The 20,684-nt window shown below is 63.3% G+C and carries 19 protein-coding genes; 4 read left to right on the forward strand and 15 right to left on the reverse strand.

Going from position 1 to position 20,684, the window contains the following annotated elements; all coding sequences use genetic code 11:
- Positions 1-38: 38 nt before the first annotated feature.
- Complete coding sequence (locus tag SCL_RS00980) at positions 39-536, reverse strand: sulfurtransferase TusA family protein (RefSeq protein WP_096359197.1); 498 nt, start codon at positions 534-536, stop codon at positions 39-41.
- A 277-nt stretch (positions 537-813) separates the two neighbouring features.
- Between SCL_RS00980 and SCL_RS00985 the strand changes: the two genes are divergently transcribed.
- A complete protein-coding gene (locus SCL_RS00985; RefSeq protein WP_096359198.1) occupies positions 814-2,010 on the forward strand; it encodes an HD domain-containing phosphohydrolase in 1,197 nt (398 codons plus the stop codon).
- 31 nt (positions 2,011-2,041) lie between these two features.
- Here the strand turns inward: SCL_RS00985 and SCL_RS00990 are convergent, their stop codons facing one another.
- The 12 genes from SCL_RS00990 to SCL_RS01045 form a co-directional block, all read right to left on the reverse strand.
- Entirely contained in the window at positions 2,042-2,860 is an 819-nt protein-coding gene (locus tag SCL_RS00990; RefSeq protein ID WP_172425865.1) for a YdcF family protein, read from the reverse strand.
- Between the two features lie 4 nt (positions 2,861-2,864).
- On the reverse strand, positions 2,865-3,821 hold the full coding sequence (gene lipA, locus SCL_RS00995) for a lipoyl synthase (RefSeq protein ID WP_172425866.1): 957 nt from the start codon (positions 3,819-3,821) through the stop codon (positions 2,865-2,867).
- A gap of 5 nt (positions 3,822-3,826) precedes the next feature.
- On the reverse strand, positions 3,827-4,510 hold the full coding sequence (lipB, locus tag SCL_RS01000; RefSeq protein ID WP_096359200.1) for a lipoyl(octanoyl) transferase LipB: 684 nt from the start codon (positions 4,508-4,510) through the stop codon (positions 3,827-3,829).
- Positions 4,510-5,376, reverse strand: a complete 867-nt coding sequence (locus SCL_RS01005) for a D-amino acid aminotransferase (RefSeq protein WP_096359201.1) — start codon at positions 5,374-5,376, stop codon at positions 4,510-4,512. The genes lipB and SCL_RS01005 overlap by 1 nt, the downstream gene beginning before the upstream one ends.
- A gap of 66 nt (positions 5,377-5,442) precedes the next feature.
- Positions 5,443-6,528: a D-alanyl-D-alanine carboxypeptidase family protein gene (locus tag SCL_RS01010; protein ID WP_148664939.1), complete on the reverse strand. Its 1,086-nt coding sequence runs from the start codon at positions 6,526-6,528 to the stop codon at positions 5,443-5,445.
- 150 nt (positions 6,529-6,678) lie between these two features.
- On the reverse strand, positions 6,679-7,548 hold the full coding sequence (locus SCL_RS01015) for a septal ring lytic transglycosylase RlpA family protein (protein ID WP_096359203.1): 870 nt from the start codon (positions 7,546-7,548) through the stop codon (positions 6,679-6,681).
- Positions 7,545-8,486 (reverse strand): lytic murein transglycosylase B, encoded by a 942-nt coding sequence (gene mltB / locus SCL_RS01020; protein WP_197702663.1) that lies wholly within the window; start codon positions 8,484-8,486, stop codon positions 7,545-7,547. Before mltB ends, SCL_RS01015 begins: the two co-directional genes overlap by 4 nt.
- An 81-nt stretch (positions 8,487-8,567) precedes the next feature.
- On the reverse strand, positions 8,568-9,644 hold the full coding sequence (gene rodA, locus SCL_RS01025; RefSeq protein ID WP_096359205.1) for a rod shape-determining protein RodA: 1,077 nt from the start codon (positions 9,642-9,644) through the stop codon (positions 8,568-8,570).
- Positions 9,645-9,894: 250 nt separating this feature from the next.
- Positions 9,895-11,778 (reverse strand): penicillin-binding protein 2, encoded by a 1,884-nt coding sequence (gene mrdA / locus SCL_RS01030; RefSeq protein WP_096359206.1) that lies wholly within the window; start codon positions 11,776-11,778, stop codon positions 9,895-9,897.
- A 31-nt stretch (positions 11,779-11,809) separates the two neighbouring features.
- Complete coding sequence (mreD, locus tag SCL_RS01035; protein WP_096359207.1) at positions 11,810-12,301, reverse strand: rod shape-determining protein MreD; 492 nt, start codon at positions 12,299-12,301, stop codon at positions 11,810-11,812.
- Positions 12,298-13,158, reverse strand: a complete 861-nt coding sequence (gene mreC / locus SCL_RS01040; RefSeq protein WP_096359208.1) for a rod shape-determining protein MreC — start codon at positions 13,156-13,158, stop codon at positions 12,298-12,300. The genes mreD and mreC overlap by 4 nt, the downstream gene beginning before the upstream one ends.
- Positions 13,159-13,226: 68 nt before the next feature.
- Positions 13,227-14,270 (reverse strand): rod shape-determining protein, encoded by a 1,044-nt coding sequence (locus tag SCL_RS01045; RefSeq protein ID WP_096359209.1) that lies wholly within the window; start codon positions 14,268-14,270, stop codon positions 13,227-13,229.
- 127 nt (positions 14,271-14,397) lie between these two features.
- On the opposite strand from SCL_RS01045, the gene gatC reads away from it, so the two are divergent.
- The 3 genes from gatC to gatB are packed head-to-tail and all read left to right on the forward strand — an operon-like array spanning position 14,398 to position 17,602.
- A complete protein-coding gene (gene gatC / locus SCL_RS01050) occupies positions 14,398-14,685 on the forward strand; it encodes an Asp-tRNA(Asn)/Glu-tRNA(Gln) amidotransferase subunit GatC (protein WP_096359210.1) in 288 nt (95 codons plus the stop codon).
- 29 nt (positions 14,686-14,714) lie between these two features.
- Positions 14,715-16,169, forward strand: a complete 1,455-nt coding sequence (gene gatA / locus SCL_RS01055; RefSeq protein WP_096359211.1) for an Asp-tRNA(Asn)/Glu-tRNA(Gln) amidotransferase subunit GatA — start codon at positions 14,715-14,717, stop codon at positions 16,167-16,169.
- The gene (gene gatB, locus SCL_RS01060; protein WP_096359212.1) at positions 16,169-17,602 is read left to right on the forward strand and encodes an Asp-tRNA(Asn)/Glu-tRNA(Gln) amidotransferase subunit GatB; all 1,434 of its coding nucleotides are present in this window, start codon (positions 16,169-16,171) and stop codon (positions 17,600-17,602) included. The genes gatA and gatB overlap by 1 nt, the downstream gene beginning before the upstream one ends.
- A gap of 17 nt (positions 17,603-17,619) precedes the next feature.
- On the opposite strand, the gene SCL_RS01065 is transcribed toward gatB, so the two are convergent.
- Entirely contained in the window at positions 17,620-19,515 is a 1,896-nt protein-coding gene (locus tag SCL_RS01065; protein ID WP_096359213.1) for a potassium transporter Kup, read from the reverse strand.
- Positions 19,516-19,644: 129 nt separating this feature from the next.
- Positions 19,645-20,613: a transporter family protein gene (locus SCL_RS01070; protein WP_148664940.1), complete on the reverse strand. Its 969-nt coding sequence runs from the start codon at positions 20,611-20,613 to the stop codon at positions 19,645-19,647.
- Positions 20,614-20,684: the final 71 nt, after the last annotated feature.

Below are 20,684 nucleotides of genomic sequence, written 5' to 3' on the forward strand. Positions count from 1 at the left end.
GTCCATGCCAGCCCTGATTGTTTTGAAACAAGTATCAGTTATTTCTTGATGTAGTAGCGGTACACGCCACGCGCGTCTTCCGTCATGCCCAGCAGCTTGTGGCCGGTGGACTTGACCCAGCTGTTGACCTCGATCGGCGAGGCCTTGCAGTCGCTGATCAGTTTTATGTTCTGGCCGGCCTTGACCTGCGCTATGGCCTTGTTGGCTTCCAGTACCGGTGTCGGGCAGGGATGGCCAATGACGTCCACCGACCGTTCCACCGGCCACCGATCGCCCTTCAGGATGTAAAAGCCGAAGCCCTTGGGCCGGGTCCGGTCAATGAACAGCAACTGGTTGTTCGTCTGTTTGGCCCAGACATAAAGATCGTTTTCCATGCTCGGATAGTCGCTGACCAGCAGCATCACCTGGCCTTCCTCCAGCGAGCGCAGAGTGCGGCGCAGCGAGGGCAGCGGTCCGGGCGATGCCATTCCGTTCAGGTCGAGCGTGATCTGCGGCTTCATGGCAGACATGTCGTGGGTTTTGGTGGTTGCGGTCATGGTGACGCCTCGTGTCCTTGGGTTATCAAAACAATGGCTATATATGTGCAAAGGCTATGCCAGTGCCGGTCATGGCGGATTCACAAGCCAAATCAAGGACAATTGAGGCCGGCACGGCAAGCGGGCGATATGGATCTGGGCAGACAGAGACATGCCCGGCGCCGGGCGACGGCGCTGAAGCCTGGCACGGCCCCGGCCATGAGGGTTTGCCGAAACCGCGTCTGGCACGGAACTTGTACCGTTTACCCGCATAACAACAGCAGTTTGGGGTGCCCGTATGAATCCGCTCGTTCTCCTCCTGGACGACAGCAGGGAGAATCATGAGTTACTGCCACGGATGCTCAAGGGACTGCCCGGAATGGATACCGTTCAGACCATGTGTTTCGCCAGCGGCGGCGAGGCGCTCGCCTGGTGCCGCGAAAACGAACCCGACCTGTGCCTGGTGGACTACCACATGCCGGGCATGAACGGGATTGCCTTCATTACCGAAGTTCGCAAGCTTCCCCGTTTCGGGGGCATTCCCATGATCATGATCAGCGGCGCCGCCGACGCCGAGCTGCGGCAGCGCGCCCTCCTGAGCGGCGCCAACGATTTCCTGACGCGACCGGTCGATGCGGAAGAATTCAAGGCGCGCGTTTACAGCCTGTTGTCGCTGCGCATGAGCCTCATCAATCCGCCTGACAAAATTGCCGGGAGCAGTTTTGGACGGAGAAGCGAAGCGACGCCGGCCCCGGGCAGCTCCGTTGTGAGGGGCGAGCCCCGGGGAGGGGGCGAGCAACGGGTGGAACGGCTGGCGCACGACGTGGAGCTGCTCGAGCGCCAGGCGCTCGAGCGCGAGCACGAACAGATCATCTTCAAGCTGTCCCGGCTCAGCAGTACGCGCGACGAGGAAACCGGCAACCACATGCACCGGGTGGCGCATATCTCGCGCCTGATCGCGAGCGAGCTGGGGCACGACGAGCAGTTCTGCGACATGATCTACCTGGCCGCGCCGATGCACGACATCGGCAAGGTCGGTATCCCGGACAAGATCCTGCTCAAGCCCGGCCGGCTTACGGCCGAGGAGTGGGAGATCATGAAGACGCACACCATCATCGGTTACAACGTGCTCAAGGACTCGAGCTCGCCGCTGTTGCGCATGGGCGCCGACATCGCGCATTCGCACCACGAGAAATATGGCGGCCAGGGTTACCCGCAGGGACTGGTGGGCGAGGCGATACCGGTGGTGGGACGCATCGTGGCGGTGGCCGACGAGCTGGACGCGCTGTTGTCGGTGCGCCCGTACAAGCATGCCTGGAATCTCAAGGACGCACTGGAACAGATGCGACGCGAGCGCGGGCGGCATTTCGATCCCGCCTGCATCGACATCATGTTGCGGCACATCGACGCGATCCTGGCAATCCAAAAGAAGTTCGCCGACGCATCCGAAGTCATCCTTCCCGAGGCGCCAGCCCTGCAACGCGGGGTGGCCTGATCATCCGGCGGGCGGGAGAGCCCCGAATTATTCAGCGCGCGGGTGCCGGCACGGTGCCCGCTGGCGGCTCTGCCTCCCCATACTTGCGCTGGTACCAGAACAGCCCCAGACGCTCGCGCAGGGCGTTGCTGCTCAAGCGCAGGCCGTAGGCGGACGGGAAATATCCCAGTGTTTCGCGGTCTTCCTTGTTGAGCGTGGTGAATCCCATGGGCGCGGGGACAGTGCTGAGCCCCTGATTTTCGAACGCCCACACGGCGCGCGGCATGTGCGCCGCGTGGGTGACGAGATAGACGCGTCGCACCCCTGCCTCCGCCAGCATGAGTTTCGTGTATCGGGCGTTTTCATAGGTATTGGCGGATTTGTTTTCCACCCATTTGACCTGGACCCGGAAGTCGCTCGCCAATGAAGCCTGCATCAGCTCGGCTTCCGACAGCGCCTCGCCGTAGGGACGCCCGCCGCTGACCAGGATCGGCAGGCCGGTGAGGCGGTGCAGCCAGGCGCCGTAACGCAGGCGCTCCAGTGCCAGCGTATTCACGCTGTCGCCGCCCCCGTATTCCGGGGCCTCGGTGTAACGGCCACCGCCCAGGATGACGATGGCGCCGGGCAGCGCGCCGGTGTCGGTTGCCGCCGGCAGCCGCAGCGGCGGGAAGCGGGATTCGATGCCCCGCATCAACTGGTGGCCGGTCAACGGCAGGCTCAGCACCAGCAACGCGCCGGTGCTGGCGAGCACGATGAGGCTCCCGAACAGTTGCCAGCGGATCTGGATGAGAAATCCGAGCAGGGCAATGACGATGATGATGCCCGGGGGCAGCAGGAACAGCGCCTGGATTTTGGGCAGGATGTCGACCACGTGGTCAGAAGGAGTGTCCGGCCGCCTGCTGTTCGGCGTGATAGGAGGAACGCACCATCGGGCCGCTGGCGACATTGCGGAAACCCATGGCGCGCGCGGCCGCGGCGAACTCGTCGAACTCCGCCGGCGTCACGAAGCGCGTCACCGGCAGGTGATGCCGGCTTGGCTGCAGGTACTGGCCGACCGTGAGCAGCTCGCAGCCGTGATCGCGCAGGTCACGCATCACTTCCAGAATTTCCTCGTTGGTCTCGCCGAGGCCCACCATCAGGCCGGACTTGGTCGGGACGCCGGGATGATATTCCCGGAAGCGACGCAGCAGTTCCAGCGAGTGCCGGTAGTCGGCGCCCGGGCGCGCGGCCTTGTACAGGCGCGGCACGGTTTCCAGATTGTGGTTGAACACGTCCGGCAGCGCCGCGCCCAGCGCCTCGAGCGCCACGTCCATCCGGCCGCGGAAATCCGGCACCAGCACCTCGATCGAGGTGGCGGGCGTGTGCCGGCGCACGGCGTTGATGCAGGCGGCGAAATGCGCCGCGCCGCCGTCACGCAGATCGTCGCGATCGACCGAGGTGATGACCACGAACTTAAGTTTCATTTCAGAAATCGCGCGCGCCAGATTCTCCGGCTCGTCGGTGTCGAGCGGCAGCGGCCGGCCGTGGGCCACGTCGCAGAACGGGCAGCGGCGCGTGCACAACCGGCCCATGATCATGAAGGTGGCGGTGCCGTGACTGAAGCATTCGCCCAGATTCGGGCACGAGGCCTCTTCGCACACCGTGTGCAGCGCGTGCGCGCGCAGCAGGTGCTTCAGGCGGCCGACCTCGGGATGGGTCGGGGCCTTGGCGCGGATCCAGGCCGGTTTGCGCGGCAGCTCCGCCTGCGGCGCGATCTTGATGGGAATGCGCGCGGTTTTGGCCGCGCCCTTCTGGTCGATCGGCGCGTGTGACGGCAATTTGTCCTTGTCCACGGTGTTTACAAAGACTCGACTGGGGGTTTGTCCGGTGACGGATGGCAGTCAGTATAACCCAGCTCGCCAGTCAGTTTCCCGGCCAGCTCCTGGCCGATGGTTATAAGGTCGGCGCGTACGCCCAGATCTGCCAGCTGCGTAACCGGTTGGCCGGGATAACCGCAGGGATCGATGCGGGAAAAGGGCGAGAGATCCATGTCGATATTGAGCGCCAGACCGTGATAACTGCATCCCCGCTTCACGCGCAGGCCGAGCGAGGCGATTTTGCCTTGCGCGGTGTAAACGCCGGGCGCGCCCACGCGCCGTTCGCCGTGGATTCCATGGTCAGCCAGCAGTTCGATGACGGACTGTTCCAGCGCGGTGACCAGACGTTTAGGCCCCCAACCGCGGCGTTGCAGGTCCCTGAGAATGTAAGCCACGAGCTGCCCCGGTCCGTGATAGGTGATGTCGCCGCCGCGATCAGTGTACGCCAACGGGATGTCGCCGATATGCGTGCGCGTGCCGTCGCGGCCCTTGAGGCCCATGGTGAACACCGGCAGGTGTTCCAGCAGCCATATCTCGTCCGGCGTTTGCGGCGTGCGCGCCGCGGTGAAGTCCTGCATGGCGCTGAATGCCTTCGCGTAGTCCACGCGCCCGAGCAAGCGCAGCGTCACGCTGTCAGCCGGTGCCACGTGGCGTGCCGCGCGCATCAGTTCACCTGCCCCCGGATGAAGGCCTGTTTGTATTCTTTATAGAGCGCGAACATTTTGGCGTGCATCGGCCCCGGTTTGCCGTCGCCCACCGGCTTGCCGTCGATGCGCGTGATCGGCAGGATTTCCTTGGTCGAGCTGGTCAGCCATACCTCGTCCGCGGACGACAGCATTTCAATTTTTACCGGCAGCTCATCGCAGGGAATGCCCTTGGCGTGCGCGATCTCGACCACCAGGTCGCGCGTGATGCCGGGCAGGATGAAGGGCCCCTTGGGGGCCGTCACCAGACGACCGTTTTTGACGATGAAGATGTTGCTGGCCGCGCCCTCGGTGACGACGCCGTCGCGCACCAGAATCGCCTCCGCCGCGCCCTGGTCGATCGCCTGCTGCCGCAGCAGCGCATTGGCCAGCAGCGCGATGGCCTTGATGTCGCAGCGCTGCCAGCGGATGTCGGCCGTCGTTACCGCCGCCACGCCCTGCGCCAGATGCTCCGGCGGGGAATATTTCAGCGGCTGGGCGTAGGCGAACACCGTCGGCGTGATGTTGGGCGGAAAGGCGTGGTCGCGCGGCGCGACGCCGCGCGTGACCTGCAAATAGATGGACTGATCGCCGCTTCCCGCCGCCAACAGGCGCGTAAAAATATCGTTCCATTCCATCGGCGTGTGCGGATTGCGCAGGCGGATGGCGGAGAGACTTGCGTCCAGGCGCGCCAGATGATGCGACAGGCGGAACAGCCGGCCGCCGAAAACCGGAATCACTTCGTAGACGCCGTCGCCGAAAATAAATCCGCGATCGAAGACCGATACCCGGGCCTGGTCGGGCGGGAGAAACTCGCCGTTGAGATATACCTGTGTCAGGTTTGCCATGTGCGAAAACAGCAGACCGCCGCAGCGCTTCTGCCTTGACTCCTCAAAATGGGATTGGGTGAAACGTTACTGTAACCAGAGTTGGACTCTGTCGATAGTGCGCTGCAGGATATTGCCGGTGCCGATCGCCTGCAGCGCCACCAGGGGGTATTCCGCGTACGGCTGCCGATCCAGGTCGAGCGCCAGCGTGCCCATGACCTGCCCCTGTTGCACCGGCGCCGCCAGTTCCTGTCGCACCACCAGGCGGGCATGCAGCTTTTCGTGCCAGCCGCGGGGCAGCGTCAGGAACAGGTTCTGGCGCACGCCCAGGGGAAGCATGGACTGGTCGCCCATCCACAGGCGTACCCGCAGGGCCGGGACATCGGCGGCGTACAGCAGGCGCGTTTCGAAATGACGGAACCCGTGTTCCAGGAGTTTCTGGCCGGCGCTCACCCGGGCGGCGTCGTCGCGGGCGCCGAGCACCGTGGCGATCAGGCGCATGCCGTCGCGGTTGGCCGAGGCGCTGAGACAGAATCCCGCCCCCCGGGTGTGGCCGGTTTTCACGCCGTCCACATGCGGGTCGCGCCACAGCAGCGCATTGTGATTGTGCTGGGTGATATCGAGATAGGTGAGCTCCTTCAGCGCGAACCACCCGTAATATTCGGGAAAATCCCGGATCAGGGCCGAGGTCAGGCGGGCCAGATCGTGTGCGGTGGATACCTGGCCCGGTTCGTCCTGGCCCGTGGCATTCACGAACGAAGTTTTTTCCAGTCCGAGTGCGCGCGCCGCCAGGTTCATTTCCATGACGAAGCTGGCCTCGTTTTTCGCCGCGTGTTCCGCGAGGGCGACGGCCGCGTCATTGGCGGAAACCACGATCATGCCCCGCAACAGTTCTTCCGCGCGCGCCGTGGTGCCGGGGCGCAGGAACAGTCGCGCCCCATTGGTTTTGACGGCCTGTGGGCTGATGGCGACATCATCATCGAGCCGCAGTTTGCCGGCCTTCAGTTTCGCGAACAGCACATAGGCCGTCATGAGCTTGGTGAGGCTGGCGGGAGCAAGCGCCTTGTCGCCGTTGCGTTCCGCCAGCACCTGACCGCTGTGGTGGTCCATGAGTACCCAGGCCGGCGCCGCGATCTCCGGCGGGGGTATCTCGGGAGGCGCCGCTACAGCCACTCGACTGCATAACAGGCAAACAAATGCTGTATAAAACAAAAGCGAATGGACAGGATTCACAGGATTAACAGGATTTCTTGTTCGCAAGATTTTTAATCCTGTAAATCCTGTAAATCCTGTTAATCCTGTCTATTGATTTTTTCAGTAATTTCACTCGACCACGATGCGGGCGTCACGGATGCCGAGCTGCGCGGCGCGTTCCGTCAGGCGGTCGCCTTCCTCCACGCTGGCCAGCGGCCCGATGCGCACGCGGTAGACCGGCGCGGCATCCGTGCCGCCGCTGGTTTGGGAAGACTGGACGAATATCGGCCGCAGCGCCTCGCGTTCGAGGCGGTCGCGCAGGCTGACGGCGTTCTCCCGCTGCGCGAACGCCCCCACTTGCAGATAGAGTTTCGGATTCGCCGCCGGTGCCGGGGCCACGGATATTTCCTCGGCCGCCGCGGCCGGCGGGATGATCTGGAGCGGATAGGTCTTGACCACCTGCGTCGCGGGCTCGCCGGGACCGACGGCCTCGATCTCGACGACACCGGTGCCGGTGCCGAGAATGCCGAGCCTGGCGGCCGCGGCGTAGGAAAGATCGATCAGGCGGTTGTGCAGAAACGGCCCGCGGTCATTGACGCGCACGACCACGGAGCGGTCATTCTGCAGGTTACGCACGCGCACGTAGGATGGCAGCGGCAGTGTCTTGTGCGCCGCGGTCATGGCGTACATGTCGTAGGGTTCGCCGCTCGAGGTGCGCTTGCCGTGAAATTTCTTTCCATACCAGGAGGCGACGCCGCGCTCGCGGTAACCGCCGGTATCCGCCAGCGGCGTGTAGGTGACGCCATAGACCGAATAGGGGTTGTTGCCGGAGGCGGAGCGGGGCTCGTCCTTCGGCACCGCGTCCGGAATATTCGCGATGTCGGCCGGCGGGCTGGTCTCGGGACCATCGTCTTCGTAATAGCCGCCGGGACGCGAGAGCGTGCCGCAGGCGGAAAGCAGCAGCAGTAATGGAATCAACAGCAACCAGCGTGAGGTCATGATGACGGATTTTCCTCCATGCGTCGGCGTATCAGCTCGCCCAGCTCGACCACCGCCATGGCATAGCGTTTGTTGAGATTATAACGGGTGATGGCGTAAAAATTGTCGTATCCCAGCCGGTATACGGGTCCGTTCTCGCCTTCCAGCGAGATGAGCGCGGCACGCCGCCCGGGATCGTCGCGCCGGAGCGGAAAAACACCGTAATCCGCCAATTGGCGCACGGACAGGGACGGTTTCAAACCGAGCTTTTCGACCCAGAAATGCAGCGAGCCTTTGAGGCGCGCCTCGCCGATCACCGGCGCGCCCGGCTGCCAGCCATGGCGGTGGAGGTAATGCGCCACGCTGCCGATGGCATCCACGGGATTGTCCAGCAGGTCGCGTTTGCCGTCGCCGTCGAAATCAACCGCCAGCCGGCGGTAACTGCTGGGCATGAATTGCGGCAGGCCCATGGCCCCGGCGTAAGAGCCCTTGACGCGGCAGGCATCGAGGCCGGTCTCGCGCGTCAGCAGCAGGAATTCCTCCAGCTCCTTGCGAAAAAAGTCCGCGCGCGGCGGGTACTGGAGCGTCAGCGTGGTCAGCGCGTCGAGGATCGGATAATTGCCCGCGTTGCGCCCGTAGCGGGTTTCCACCCCGATGATCGCAACGATGATTTCGGGCGCGACGCCGTATTGCTCCTGCGCGCGCGAAATATCCCTGGCATATTCCTTCCAGAAGCGGACGCCACGCTGCGCGCCGTCCTCGGTCACGAAGCTTTTGCGGTACTCGTACCATGGCAGCAGTTCCCGCGGACGCTCCATGGCCTCAATGATGTCGGGACGGATGGTGGCGCAGCGAAAAACCTGTTTCAGCTCTTTGGCGGAAAAACCGTGCTTCTCGCCCATCTCGGCGGCGAAGCTGCGAAGCGCGGGGTATTTGGCCAGGTTGAGCGCCTGCGCCACGGGGGAAATCGCCAGGATTGCCAGGGCAGCGCAAATAATCGGCAATCTTCCCGGGCGGGCGGAATACATATTAGTTAAATGTTATTCAGTGATCTTGCGATGCGTCTGGATGCTCATGATGATGCCGAACGCCGCCATGATCGTTACGATGGAAGTTCCGCCGTAGCTCATCACCGGCAGCGGCACGCCGACGATGGGCAGGATGCCGGTGACCATGCCCATGTTCACGAAGAAATACAGGAAGAAGGTCAGGCTCAGACTCCCCGCCAGCAGGCGCGTGTACGTGTCCTTGGCGAGGTAGGCGATCAACAGGCCGCGCGCGACGATAATGGTGTAAATCGATAGCATCAACAGGCTGCCGAGCAGGCCGAACTCCTCCGCGTACACGGCGAAGATGAAGTCGGTGGAGGATTCCGGCAGGTAATCCAGATGCGCCTGGCTGGAATTGAGCCAGCCCTTGCCGTAGATGCCGCCGGAACCCACGGCGATCATGGCCTGGATGGTGTGATAACCGGTGCCGAGCGGATCGGCCTCCGGGTTGAACAGCGTGAGCACGCGCTGGCGCTGGTAATCGTGCAGGTGACCCCACGCGAACGGCGCGGCGATGGCGATGACGGTGAGCAGGGTGATGATCACGCGCCAGCGCATGCCTCCGAGGAACAGCACGAAGGTGCCGGCGCCGAACACGAGCAGTGCCGTGCCGAGATCGGGCTGCTTGAAGATCATGAAGGCGGGAATCGCCATGATGAGAAAACCCAGCGCCAGCTTCGGCAGCGTCGGTGGCAGGTTGCCGCGCGCGAGAAACCACGCCAGCATCATCGGCACGCCCAGTTTCATGATCTCGGAAGGCTGAAACTGGAAAAAGCCGAGGTTCAGCCAGCGCTGCGCGCCCTTGCCGATCACGCCGATGGCCAGCACCGCGATCAGCAGCAGCATGCCGGCGACGAAGATATAGGGCGACCATCGTTCCAGAATCTCGGGCCGTATCTGGGCCACGAACAGCAGCACGGTGAAGCCGAGCACCAGCCGCAGGAGATGGCCGAGAGTGGCGTCCAGGTCCTTGGCGCTGCCGCTGTAGACCACGAACAGGCTGATGGCCGCCAGCGCCAGCAGCGCGTAGAACAGGGTCTTGTCGAGATGCAGCCGTTCTATATTCATAAGATTTTGTAGCCGCTGATGAACGCGGGCAATTTTGTCGGGAATGAAAATTGGACAACGGAGCGCAGCGACGCTGGCCCGAGCGTTAGCGAGGGCGAGCGCCAGGGACGGCGCGAGCATAAACGCAGATTAAAAGAAGCAACAATCATTTCAATTATATAATCAGCGTTCATCTGCGTTTGCATCCTTAGCTCCGTAATCGGCGCATCCCTGCGCCACTTCTATCTGCGGTTTCAGAAATATTATTCATCTATTCATCATTCTCCGACGCCGGCGCCGGCGCCGCCGCACCCGCCGTTTTGCCCAGGATCACGTGGTCCATGATCTTGCGCGCGATAGGCGCGGCCGCGGAGCTGCCGTGACCGCCGTTTTCGACGATCACGGCCACCGCCACTTTCGGGTCCTCGACCGGTGCGAAGGAGATGAACAACGCATGGTCGCGGAAACGCTCCGGCGTGAGTTTCTCGCTGTAGGACTGGCCCTGCGCGATGCCCTTCACCTGCGCCGTGCCGGTCTTGCCGGCGATCTTGTACGGGGCGTTGTAACCGATGCCATAGGCGGTTCCCCGGTTGGTGTGCACCACGTCCATGAGGTTGCGGATCTGGATATCCAGGTGCTCCTTTTTCTTCAGCAGGATCTGACCGGCGGTTTCGGGAACGGTTTCGCTCGCCACCTGGGTCCTGGCATCGACCGTGGCGCGCACCAGCCGCGGCTTCATGCGCACGCCGTGATTGGCCAGCGTGGCGGTGGCCGTGGCCAGTTGCATCGGCGTCACCAGCACCGATCCCTGGCCGATGCCGGTGATGACGGTCTCGCCCGGGTACCAGGGTTGCCCGCGCGCCTTTTTCCACGCTACCGAGGGCAGCAGGCCTTCCGATTCGTTCAGGAGGTCCACGCCGGTTTTGGCGCCAAAGCCGAAGGGCTCGAGGAATTTTTTCATGGCGTCCACTTCCATGGCCACCGCCAGTTTGTAGAAGTACACGTCGCAGGATTGCACCACGGCATCGTGCAGGTTCACGATCCCGTGCCCGGTTTTTTTCCAGTCGCGGAACTGGTGCGAGCTGCCGGGCAGCGTGAACCAGCCGGGACAGACGACCGGCTTGCTGGCGTCAAAATTATCCACCTCCAGCGCCGCCAGGCCGAGGAAGGCCTTGATGGTGGAACCCGGCGCGTACTGGCCGTTGAGCGCGCGGTTGATGAGCGGCTTGTCCGGATCGTTGAGCAACGCGTCGTAGGAATCCTGGTCGATGCCGTTGACGAAGGGGTTGGGATCGTAGGTGGGCGTGCTGACGAAGGCGAGGATGGCGCCGGTCGCGGGCTCCATGGCGATGACCGCGCCGCGCCGCTGGCCGAGTGTCTGCTCCGCCAGCGCCTGGAGCTTGGCATCGATGCTGAGAGTCAGGTTTTTGCCGGCGACCGGGGCGATGCGTTCGAGAATGCGCAGGGAGCGCCCGTGGGCGTTGGTTTCCACCTTCTCGAACCCGACCTGGCCGAGCAGGGTTTTTTCATAACTGATCTCAACGCCCAGTTTGCCGATGTGCTGCATGCCGCGGTAGGCGGCCTTGTCGATGCGTTCCAGTTCCTGTTCGTTGATGCGCCCGACATAGCCCAGAAAATGCACTCCCAGGCCGGCGAGCGGGTAATGCCGCTGCAACCGCGCCTCGAGCTCGACGCCGCTGAAATAGGTGCGGCGCACGGCCAGCCGCGCCGCTTCTTCCTCGGTCAGGTTGGAACGCAGCAGGATATTTTCGAAGCGCGGCCGCTCGCGCAGCTGCTTGCGGAAGGCCTTCAGGTCGGCCTCGTTCAGGCTGACCACCTGTTTCAGCTCCTCCAGCAGCGAATTCATGTCATCCACCTGTTCCGGGATGATTTCCAGCGTGTACACCGGGTAGTTCTGCGCCAGCACCACGCCGTTGCGGTCGAGCACCAGGCCGCGCGGCGGCTGGATCGGGATCGGCTTGATGCGGTTGGCCTGCGACAGCGTCTCGAAGTGGCGATGCGCGAAAATCTGCAAATAAACCAGGCGCAGGAACAGTGCCAGGATCAGCGTGAGGACGATGGCGCCAATCACCGTCAGCCGCGAATTGAATACCCGGCTTTCCCGGAACTGATCCTTGATGGGGATATTCAGCATGGATCAAACCGCGGCGGAGTTCCGAATCCTCTCAAGCAATGCCGCCGCGTCGCCGCAGGTCGCGCAGGATGACGAACAGCCACGGCCACAACAGGGCGCCGACGATGCTGGGCGTCCAGTAACTGAACGTCTCCGGGGCCTGGCCGATGGCGCCGCGAATCCACAGCACCAGCAATTGATTGACCACCAGCAGCCCGAGCACCGACACCGCCTGTTGCCAGCGCGGAAACATGCGCAACTGCAAATGCAGGCGCACGGCGAGGAACGCCGTCAGGCTTTTGGCGAGCGCGTTGCTGCCGAGCAGCGAGCCGTACAGGATGTCCTGGATGAAACCCATCAGCCATCCGGTGCCGACGGAAACGCGCTCCGGAACGGCCAGGCACCAGTAGATCAGCACCAGTCCGACCCAGTCGGGCCGGAACGGTTCGGCCCACACCGGAAACGGCATGATGGCGAGTATGACCGCGGCGGCGAAGGTGCCGATCAGCGTCACGCGGCGGCGCCCGTCCGGGCCCAGTCTCATTTGGATTTGCCTCCGCTCTTGGGCGTCGCGCTAACGCGCCAGATCAGCAGCACCTGCTTGCCGTGGTTGAGCTGCGCCGCGGGTCTGGCAGTGATGGACAGGAACGCCTCGTTCGGATCGTTCACGATCTTCGTCACCTGCGCCACCGGGTAACCCGGCGGAAACGTCCCGCCCATGCCGGAGCTCACCAGCAGGTCGCCTTCCTGGATGTCGGCGTTGGCGGTGAGGTAGGGCACTTTGACCGTGTCGGGATTGCCGGTGCCGAAGACCAGGGCGCGCAGGCCGCTGCGGTTGTCGAGCACGGGAATGGCGTGACCGGCGTCGGTGATGAGCGTCACGCGACTGACGTTGCCGGCCACCTGCGTGACCTGGCCCATGATGCCGTGCGCGTCGATCACCGACTGGCCGACGTACACGCCGTCCTTGGCGCCCTTGGCGACGACGACCTTGCGCGTGAACGGTTCGGCGCTGACCTCGACCAGCTCGGCCGCGATGGCCCTGTCGGCCACCTGCGCGGCGCTCACCAGCATCTGGCGCAGACGCTGGTTTTCCTGTTCCAGGGCCTCGAACTGCTGCAGCTTGGCCAGCAACGCCTGGCGTTCGGCCAGCAGTTTCTCGTTGTCCACGCGCAGGGTGCCGCGGGTGGTGAAGAAGTCAGCCAGGCCGCCGACCACGTAGGCCGGGGTGGCGGCGATCAGCTGGATGGGGTAGGCCAGGGTGTTCAGGCCGGCGCGGATTTTTTCCAGGTGATGCCCGCGATGGTCGAGCATCATCAGCGCCACCGACAGGGCGGACAGCAGGACCAGCCGGGTGAGATGGGAGGGCGCCCCGATGGGTCGGCCGAAAACGTTAATCATAAATCATGCGCGCCGCGACGATGCAGGAGCAAGCCTGGTGTCGCGTGAAACAGGATGTCGGGAGCGATCTATTCGTATACAAAAACATCGCCCAGTGTTTCGGCCTCCATGAGCGCCCGGCCGCAGCCGCGCACCACGCAGGTGAGGGGATCTTCCGTGATGATGATCGGCAGCCCGGTCTGTTCCGCGAGCATGCGGTCGATGTCGCGCAGCAGCGCGCCGCCGCCCGAGACCACCAGGCCCTTTTCGGCGATGTCGGCGCCGAGTTCCGGCGGCGTCTGTTCCAGCGCGATCTTGATGGCGCCGATGATGCCGGCGAGGCATTCCGAGAGCGCCGCGTGGATTTCCTGGCTGTTCAGCGCCTGCGCGCGCGGCACGCCGTCGGCGATGTGCCGGCCCTTGACCTCCACCTGCTTGATCTCGCTGCCTTCCCAGGCGGTGCCGATTTCCTTCTTCACCTGCTCGGCGCTGGCCTCGCCGATGAGCAGGCCGTACTTGCGGCGCACGTAGTTGACGATCGACTCGTCCATCTTGTCGCCGGCGATGCGCAGCGAATGCGAATACACGATGCCGCCGAGCGAGATCACGCCGACCTCGCTGGTGCCGCCGCCGATGTCGAGCACCATCGAGCCGGTGGCTTCCATGATCGGCAGGTCGGCGCCGATCGCCGCGGCCATCGGTTCCTCGATGAGAAACACTTCGCGCGCGCCGGTGCTCATCGCCGCCTCGCGAATGGCGCGGCGCTCGACCTGCGTCGAGCCGCAGGGCACGCAGATGACGATGCGCGGGCTCGGCTGGAACAGCCGGTTCTCGTGCACCTTGCGGATGAAGTACTTGAGCATCTCGCCGGTGATGGTGAAGTCGGCGATCACGCCTTCCTTCATCGGGCGGATCGCCTGGATCGAGCCCGGGGTGCGGCCGAGCATCTTCTTGGCCTCGTGACCGACGGCGAGAATGGCGCGGTTGTTGCGGCTGGTGAAGTCCTGGCGGATGGCGACGACCGAGGGCTCGTTCAGCACGATGCCCTTGTCGCGCACGAAAATCAGGGTGTTGGCGGTGCCCAGGTCGATGGCGATATCGCTGGAAAAGAAACCACGAAGGCTTTTGAACATGAGGAAGATTCTGTCCTTAGAAGGCGTTTCGGAACGCGCTAACTGTATCAACCGCAATCGGGCGGTTCAACCGGCGGGACGAATATGATAGTTTTCGATTTCATTCCTATCCCTTGAACGAAATCGCATGTCTCTGGACCGCGAACAGGTACGCAAGATCGCGCATCTTGCGCGTTTGCACATCACCGGGCAAGAGGCCGACGCCTACGCCGGCACGCTTTCCCGCATCCTCGGTCTGATCGAGCAGATGAACGCGGTGGACACCGCTGGCGTCGCGCCCATGGCCCATCCGAACGAGGCCGGCCTGCGGCTGCGCGAGGATGCGGTCACCGAGTCCGATCAGCGCGAGAAATTCCAGAAAATCGCCCCGGCGGTCGAGGCCGGGCTGTACCTGGTCCCCAAGGTCATAGAGTAGTTTTCGCCGCCCGGACGTCAAGAACCGCCATGTTTGAAAAGACCGTTGCCGAACTGTCGCGCGCCCTGGCCCGCAAGGAAGCCTCGAGCGTCGAGCTGACCCGGGCGTTACTGGACCGGATTAATAAGTATAAGGACCTGAACGCCTTCATCACCGTGGACCCGGAGCGCTCGTTGGCCCAGGCCAAAGCCGCCGATGCCCGGATCGCCAGGGGCGAGGGGGCAGCGCTGACCGGTGTGCCCATCGCCCAGAAGGACATTTTCTGCGCCGACGGCTGGCTCACCACCTGTGGCTCGAAAATCCTGTCCAACTTCATCGCCCCCTACGACGCGACGATCATAGATAAATTCAACCAGGCCGGCGCCGTGTGCCTGGGCAAGACCAACATGGACGAGTTCGCCATGGGTTCGTCCAACGAGACTTCCTATTATGGTGCGGTGAAGAACCCCTGGGGCACCGGCCGGGTCCCGGGCGGCAGCTCGGGCGGCTCGGCCGCGGCGGTGGCCGCGCGGCTGGCACCGGCCGCGACCGGCACCGACACCGGTGGCTCCATCCGCCAGCCGGCCGCGCTCACCGGCCTGACCGGGCTCAAGCCCAGCTACGGGCGCGTGTCGCGCTACGGCATGATCGCCTTCGCCTCCTCGCTCGACCAGGGTGGCCCCATGTGCCGCAGCGCCGAGGACTGCGCCCTGCTGCTGAATACCATGGCCGGTTTCGATCCGCGCGATTCGACCTCAGTGGATGAACCGGTGCCGGATTACACGAAATCGCTCAATAACGACATCCAGGGCCTGCGCATTGGCCTGCCCAAGGAATATTTCAGCGAAGGCCTGAGCCCGGAGGTGGCGCAGGTGGTCCAGGCCGCGATCGGCGAGTACAAAAAACTCGGCGCGCAGATCGTGGAGATCAGCCTGCCGAACTCGAAGCTCGCGATCCCGTGCTACTACGTGCTGGCCCCGGCCGAGGCGTCCTCGAACCTGTCGCGTTTCGATGGCGCGCGCTACGGTTATCGCGCCAAGGACTATACCGATCTGCTCGACATGTACTGCAAGACACGCGCGGAAGGCTTCGGCGCCGAGGTGAAGCGGCGCATCATGATCGGCACTTATGCGCTGTCCGCCGGCTATTACGATGCCTATTACCTGAAGGCGCAGCAGCTGCGGCGCCTGATCGCGCAGGATTTCGAGCGCGCCTTCCAGTCCTGCGATGTCATCATGGGTCCGACCAGCCCCACGACCGCGTTCAAGATCGGCGAGAAGAGCGACGACCCGGTGGCCATGTATTTGAGCGACATTTACACGATTTCCGTGAATCTCGCCGGCCTGCCGGGCATGTCCATTCCCGCCGGTTTCGCTCCCGACGGCCTGCCGGTGGGCCTGCAACTGGTCGGTCGCTATTTCGACGAAGCGCGCCTGCTCAACGTCGCGCACCGCTACCAGCAGGCGACGGACTGGCATCAGCGCATGCCGAAGGGATTCAGCTGATGGAATGGGAAACCGTCATCGGTCTTGAAGTCCACGCCCAGCTCATGACAAAGAGCAAGGCGTTCTCGGGCGCAGCCACGAAATACGGCGCCGAGCCGAACACCCAGGCCTGCGCGGTGGATATTGCCCTGCCGGGCGTGCTCCCGGTGTTTAATAAAGAAGCCGCGCGCATGGCAGTGAAGTTTGGACTCGCCATCGGCGCGGCCATCAATCACCGCTCGGTGTTCGCGCGCAAGAATTATTTCTACCCCGACCTGCCCAAGGGCTACCAGATCAGCCAGTACGAACTGCCGGTCGTGGCCAAGGGCCAGATCACCATCGACGTCGATGGCGTGGAAAAGGTCGTCGGCATTACCCGCGCGCATCTGGAAGAAGACGCCGGCAAGTCGCTGCACGAGGATTTCCACGGCATGACCGGCATCGACCTCAACCGCGCCGGCACGCCGCTGCTCGAGATCGTCTCCGAGCCGGACATGCGTTCGCCCAAGGAGGCCGTGGCCTACCTGAAAAAGCTGCACGAGCTGGTGCGTTATCTCGAAATCTGCGACGGCAACATGCAGGAAGGCTCGTTCCGTTGCGACGCCAACGTCTCGGTGCGCCCGAAAGGCGAAACCAAATTCGGCACCCGCGCCGAGCTCAAGAACATCAATTCCTTCCGCTTCGTCGAGAAGGCCATTGAATTCGAGGTCGAGCGCCAGATCGAGCTGATTGAAGGTGGCGGGAAAGTGGTGCAGGAGACGCGCCTGTACGACTCCGACAAGGACGTCACGCGTTCCATGCGCAGCAAGGAAGAGGCCATGGATTACCGCTACTTCCCCGATCCCGACCTGCCGCCCCTGGTACTGGACCAGGCCTTCATCGATGCCGTCAAAACCACCCTGCCTGAATTGCCGAACGCCAAGCGTGTGCGGTTCATGAAGGATTACGGGCTCAATGCCTATGACGCCGGCGTATTAACCTCCTCTCGCGAACTGGCCGATTACTACGAGCAGGTGGTGCGCGAATCGAAGGCCGATTCCAAGATCGCCGCCAACTGGGTCACGGGCGAACTGGCAGCGTTCCTCAACCGCGACAACAAGGAAATTACCGCGTCACCGGTGACGGTGGCGATGATGTCAGGCTTGCTCAAACGCCTCGCCGACAACACCATCTCCGGCAAGATCGCGAAAGAAGTTTTCGAGGCCATGTGGAACGGCGAGGGCGATGCCGACGCCGTGATCGAAAAGAAGGGCCTGAAACAGATCACCGACACCGGCGCGATCGAGAAAGTCATTGACGAAGTGATCGCGAAAAACCCGAAGCAGCTCGAGCAGTACCGCGCCGGCAAGGAAGCGCTGTTCGGCTATTTCGTCGGCCAGGTGATGAAGGCCTCGCAGGGCAAGGCCAATCCGGCGCAGGTCAACGAACTGCTGAAGAAAAAATTATCTTCATAGCAGTTGCTCGTTTCATTTCAGATTTCGATCTGCGTCCCCAGTTCAATCACCCGGTTCGCGGGCAGGTTGAAGTATTCCACCGGGCTGCTGGCGTTGCGCGCCAGCATGGAGAACAGGCGCTCGCGCCACAACGCCATGCCTTCGTAGTGGATACTCGGGATCACGGTCTCGCGGCTGAGGAAGAACGAGGTCTGGAGCGGCTGGAATTCCAGCTCGTGCTCGCGGCACAGTTCCAGTGCCTGCATGACGTCGGGCCGGTCCTTGAAGCCGAAATCAACGGTGAGCTGGAAGCAGTTGTTGCCCAGGTCCTTGATGTGAATGCGCTCCTTCGCCGGCACCCACGGTACGTCCTTGATGACCACCGTTAGGAAGATCACGCGCTCGTGCAGCACCTTGTTGTGCGCGAGGTTGTGCAGCAGCGCGTGTGGCACCGCTCCCTGGGTTGAGGTCAGGAACACCGCCGTGCCGGGCACGCGCACAGGCGGGTGGCGCATCAGCGAATCCAGAAACGTGTCCAGCGGCACCGAGGTCTGTCGCAGGCGCGTCAGCAGGATTTCACGCCCGCGCCGCCAGGTCACCATGAGGGTGAAAACCGCCGCACCCATGACCAGCGGAAACCAGCCGCCGTCGAGCACCTTGAGCAGGCTGGCCGAGAAGAATGCGAGGTCCACCAGGAAGAAAAAGCCGGTGGCGATGCCCGCCAGCAACAAACTGAAGCCCCAGCCGAAGCGGATCACGAAAAAGGTTAGGAGGGTGGTGATCAGCATCGTGCCCATCACGGATACGCCGTAGGCCGAGGCGAGGCGGGAGGACGAGCCGAACCCGGTCACGGCGGCGAGCACGGCGGCGAGCAGGATCCAGTTTACGGCCGGCAGATAAATCTGTCCGATTTCCTTCGCCGAAGTGTGCTGGATGTTCATGCGCGGCAGGTAGCCGAGCTGGATCGCCTGTCGGGTGATCGAGTAGGCGCCTGAAATCGTCGCCTGCGAGGCGATGACGGTGGCCGCGGTCGCGAGCGCGATCATCAGATACAGTGCCCAGCCCGGATAAGCGAGGTAGAAAGGGTTGTCGATGGCCTGGGGGTTGGCAATCAACAGCGCGCCCTGTCCGAAATAATTGAGCACCAGCGCCGGAAGCACCAGACCGAACCACGCCAGACGCACCGCGCGCTTGCCGAAATGCCCCATGTCGGCATACAACGCCTCGGCGCCGGTAAAGGCGAGCAGTACCGCGCCGAGCACCACGAACGAGGCGAAGCCGTGGCCGGTGGCGAAGCGCAACGCATGCAGCGGGTCGACAGCCTGGAGCACGACGGGATTCTGGACGATATGGTGAATTCCGACGGCACCGAGGGCGAGGAACCACAGCACACAGATCGGGCCGAAGAACGCCCCCACGACCGCGGTGCCGTGGCGCTGGAACATGAACAGCGTCACCAGCACGATTACCGCAATCGGAATCACATAGTGTTTGAACGCCGCAGTGCCGACTTCGAGTCCTTCGACTGCGGACAGCACCGAGATCGCCGGCGTCAGTACCGCATCGCCGTAGAACAGCGACGCGCCGACCACGCCGAGCGCCAGGATCGACTTGCGCCAGCGCGGCTGGTCCTTGACGGCGGAGGAGGCCAGCGCCAGCAACGCCATGATGCCGCCCTCGCCCTTGTTGTTGGCGCGCATGATAAGCATCACGTATTTGAACGTGACCACGATCATGAGCGACCAGAAAATGGTCGAGAGCCCGCCGAGGATGTTGGCGGTTTCGAGCGCGATGCCGTGACTCGGGCCGAAGGTTTCCTTGACGGCATAGAGCGGGCTGGTGCCGATGTCGCCGTAAACGATGCCGAGGGCGAGCAAGGCGAGTCCGGCGGTGGAGGATTTCTGCGGTTGCGCTTCGCTGTTGTTGTTTTTCAATCAAATCTCCCGGAAGGAGGGCGAATGCGCGCGCACGTTACTCCGACACCCCGGGAGTTGCAAGCCGACGAGGCCCTGTGCACGGCAGGCCAACGGGCCGATAAAGGAAAAACCCGGTGGCCGGCCGTATCAGAACCGCCAGCTCGCGCCGGCGGCCGCCGTCCATCCGGGCGTGAGCTGAAGGCCGTTGACGCGCTGGTACAGCGGCAATTGCACGAAACCGTAGATCCTGGCGGCGCGGCTCAGGGTATAACTCAGGCCCGGGCTCAGCCACACGAAGCTTCCACCGCTGTCCAATGGCTCGGCCTCGCCGCCGCGGTCGCGATCCTTGATCTGCGTATTGAGCTGCATCAGTCCGCTCCAGGCAGGCGACAGGGGATAGCTCATGCCCAGGTCAAACAGGTATTGATTGCCCGGACGGAAGTCATCGCGGGCGTTGAGCGGATATTGAACCTGCGCCTGCAGGAATCCGCTGGCGATTTGCGTTCCGAAATTCAGCGGGCCGTTGAGGTACATTCCGATAATCGCATCGGTGGTGCCGCTGCCGGGTTGCAGCGTGCGCTCGGCGGGATCGCCGTCGTCATTGACGACGTCGGTTTTTCCTGTCGGCAGTTTCAGTCCGAGAATCACGCCGTGGGTGTTGAGTGACTCGCCGTCGCTCGCGAGCCCGTGCCGCGCGGTGACGCGCATGTCGCCGAGTTCGGATATGTCCCAGCTCTCGGGCAGCTGCGCGCCGTGATGGTTGTGGATGTGCCAGTGCCGGCGATCCACCCACGGCGCTGTGACGGAGACGCCCCAATCGGCGCTGATGCTGTAATCCAGCGTGGCAACCAGATTGCGGTTGAGCGTCCGGGTTTCATCGTGATGACGCGGCAGCGCGCCGACCGGCACCCGTTCACGCCCGGCCAACGGCTGGTCGAGATCGATGTATTCATAGCGCAGGTCCAGCCGCATGCCGGTTCCGGTCCACGCGCCCTGACTTTCCCAATGCGTGTTCAGGGTGCAGAAGGCGGCGCCACAACTGGCATGTGCTGCCAGTGCGGTGAACAGACCAATAAAAGATATCAGCGCACAAGCTGACAGGATTTTGCTTTTCACTTTTTCTCCCGGCGGCACAGCCGTTTATTGTTGGAACGAATCTAAAGAAGCAGGCAAACAGGCGCAATGCG

The organism is Sulfuricaulis limicola (genome assembly GCF_002355735.1).
GTDB classification, from domain to species: Bacteria; Pseudomonadota; Gammaproteobacteria; order Acidiferrobacterales; family Sulfurifustaceae; genus Sulfuricaulis; species Sulfuricaulis limicola.

What these genes read in the sequence shown, in the direction of transcription:
- SCL_RS00980 (WP_096359197.1), bottom strand. Translation starts at nt 536, where the DNA reads ATGACCGCAACCACCAAAACCCACGACATGTCTGCCATGAAGCCGCAG.
- mreC (WP_096359208.1), bottom strand. Translation starts at nt 13,158, where the DNA reads ATGATTAACGTTTTCGGCCGACCCATCGGGGCGCCCTCCCATCTCACC.
- lipB (WP_096359200.1), bottom strand. Translation starts at nt 4,510, where the DNA reads ATGCGCGCGGCACGCCACGTGGCACCGGCTGACAGCGTGACGCTGCGC.
- gatA (WP_096359211.1), top strand. Translation starts at nt 14,715, where the DNA reads ATGTTTGAAAAGACCGTTGCCGAACTGTCGCGCGCCCTGGCCCGCAAG.
- rodA (WP_096359205.1), bottom strand. Translation starts at nt 9,644, where the DNA reads ATGAATATAGAACGGCTGCATCTCGACAAGACCCTGTTCTACGCGCTG.
- gatB (WP_096359212.1), top strand. Translation starts at nt 16,169, where the DNA reads ATGGAATGGGAAACCGTCATCGGTCTTGAAGTCCACGCCCAGCTCATG.
- mrdA (WP_096359206.1), bottom strand. Translation starts at nt 11,778, where the DNA reads ATGCTGAATATCCCCATCAAGGATCAGTTCCGGGAAAGCCGGGTATTC.
- SCL_RS01015 (WP_096359203.1), bottom strand. Translation starts at nt 7,548, where the DNA reads ATGACCTCACGCTGGTTGCTGTTGATTCCATTACTGCTGCTGCTTTCC.
- mreD (WP_096359207.1), bottom strand. Translation starts at nt 12,301, where the DNA reads ATGAGACTGGGCCCGGACGGGCGCCGCCGCGTGACGCTGATCGGCACC.
- SCL_RS01005 (WP_096359201.1), bottom strand. Translation starts at nt 5,376, where the DNA reads ATGGCAAACCTGACACAGGTATATCTCAACGGCGAGTTTCTCCCGCCC.
- SCL_RS01045 (WP_096359209.1), bottom strand. Translation starts at nt 14,270, where the DNA reads ATGTTCAAAAGCCTTCGTGGTTTCTTTTCCAGCGATATCGCCATCGAC.
- gatC (WP_096359210.1), top strand. Translation starts at nt 14,398, where the DNA reads ATGTCTCTGGACCGCGAACAGGTACGCAAGATCGCGCATCTTGCGCGT.
- SCL_RS00985 (WP_096359198.1), top strand. Translation starts at nt 814, where the DNA reads ATGAATCCGCTCGTTCTCCTCCTGGACGACAGCAGGGAGAATCATGAG.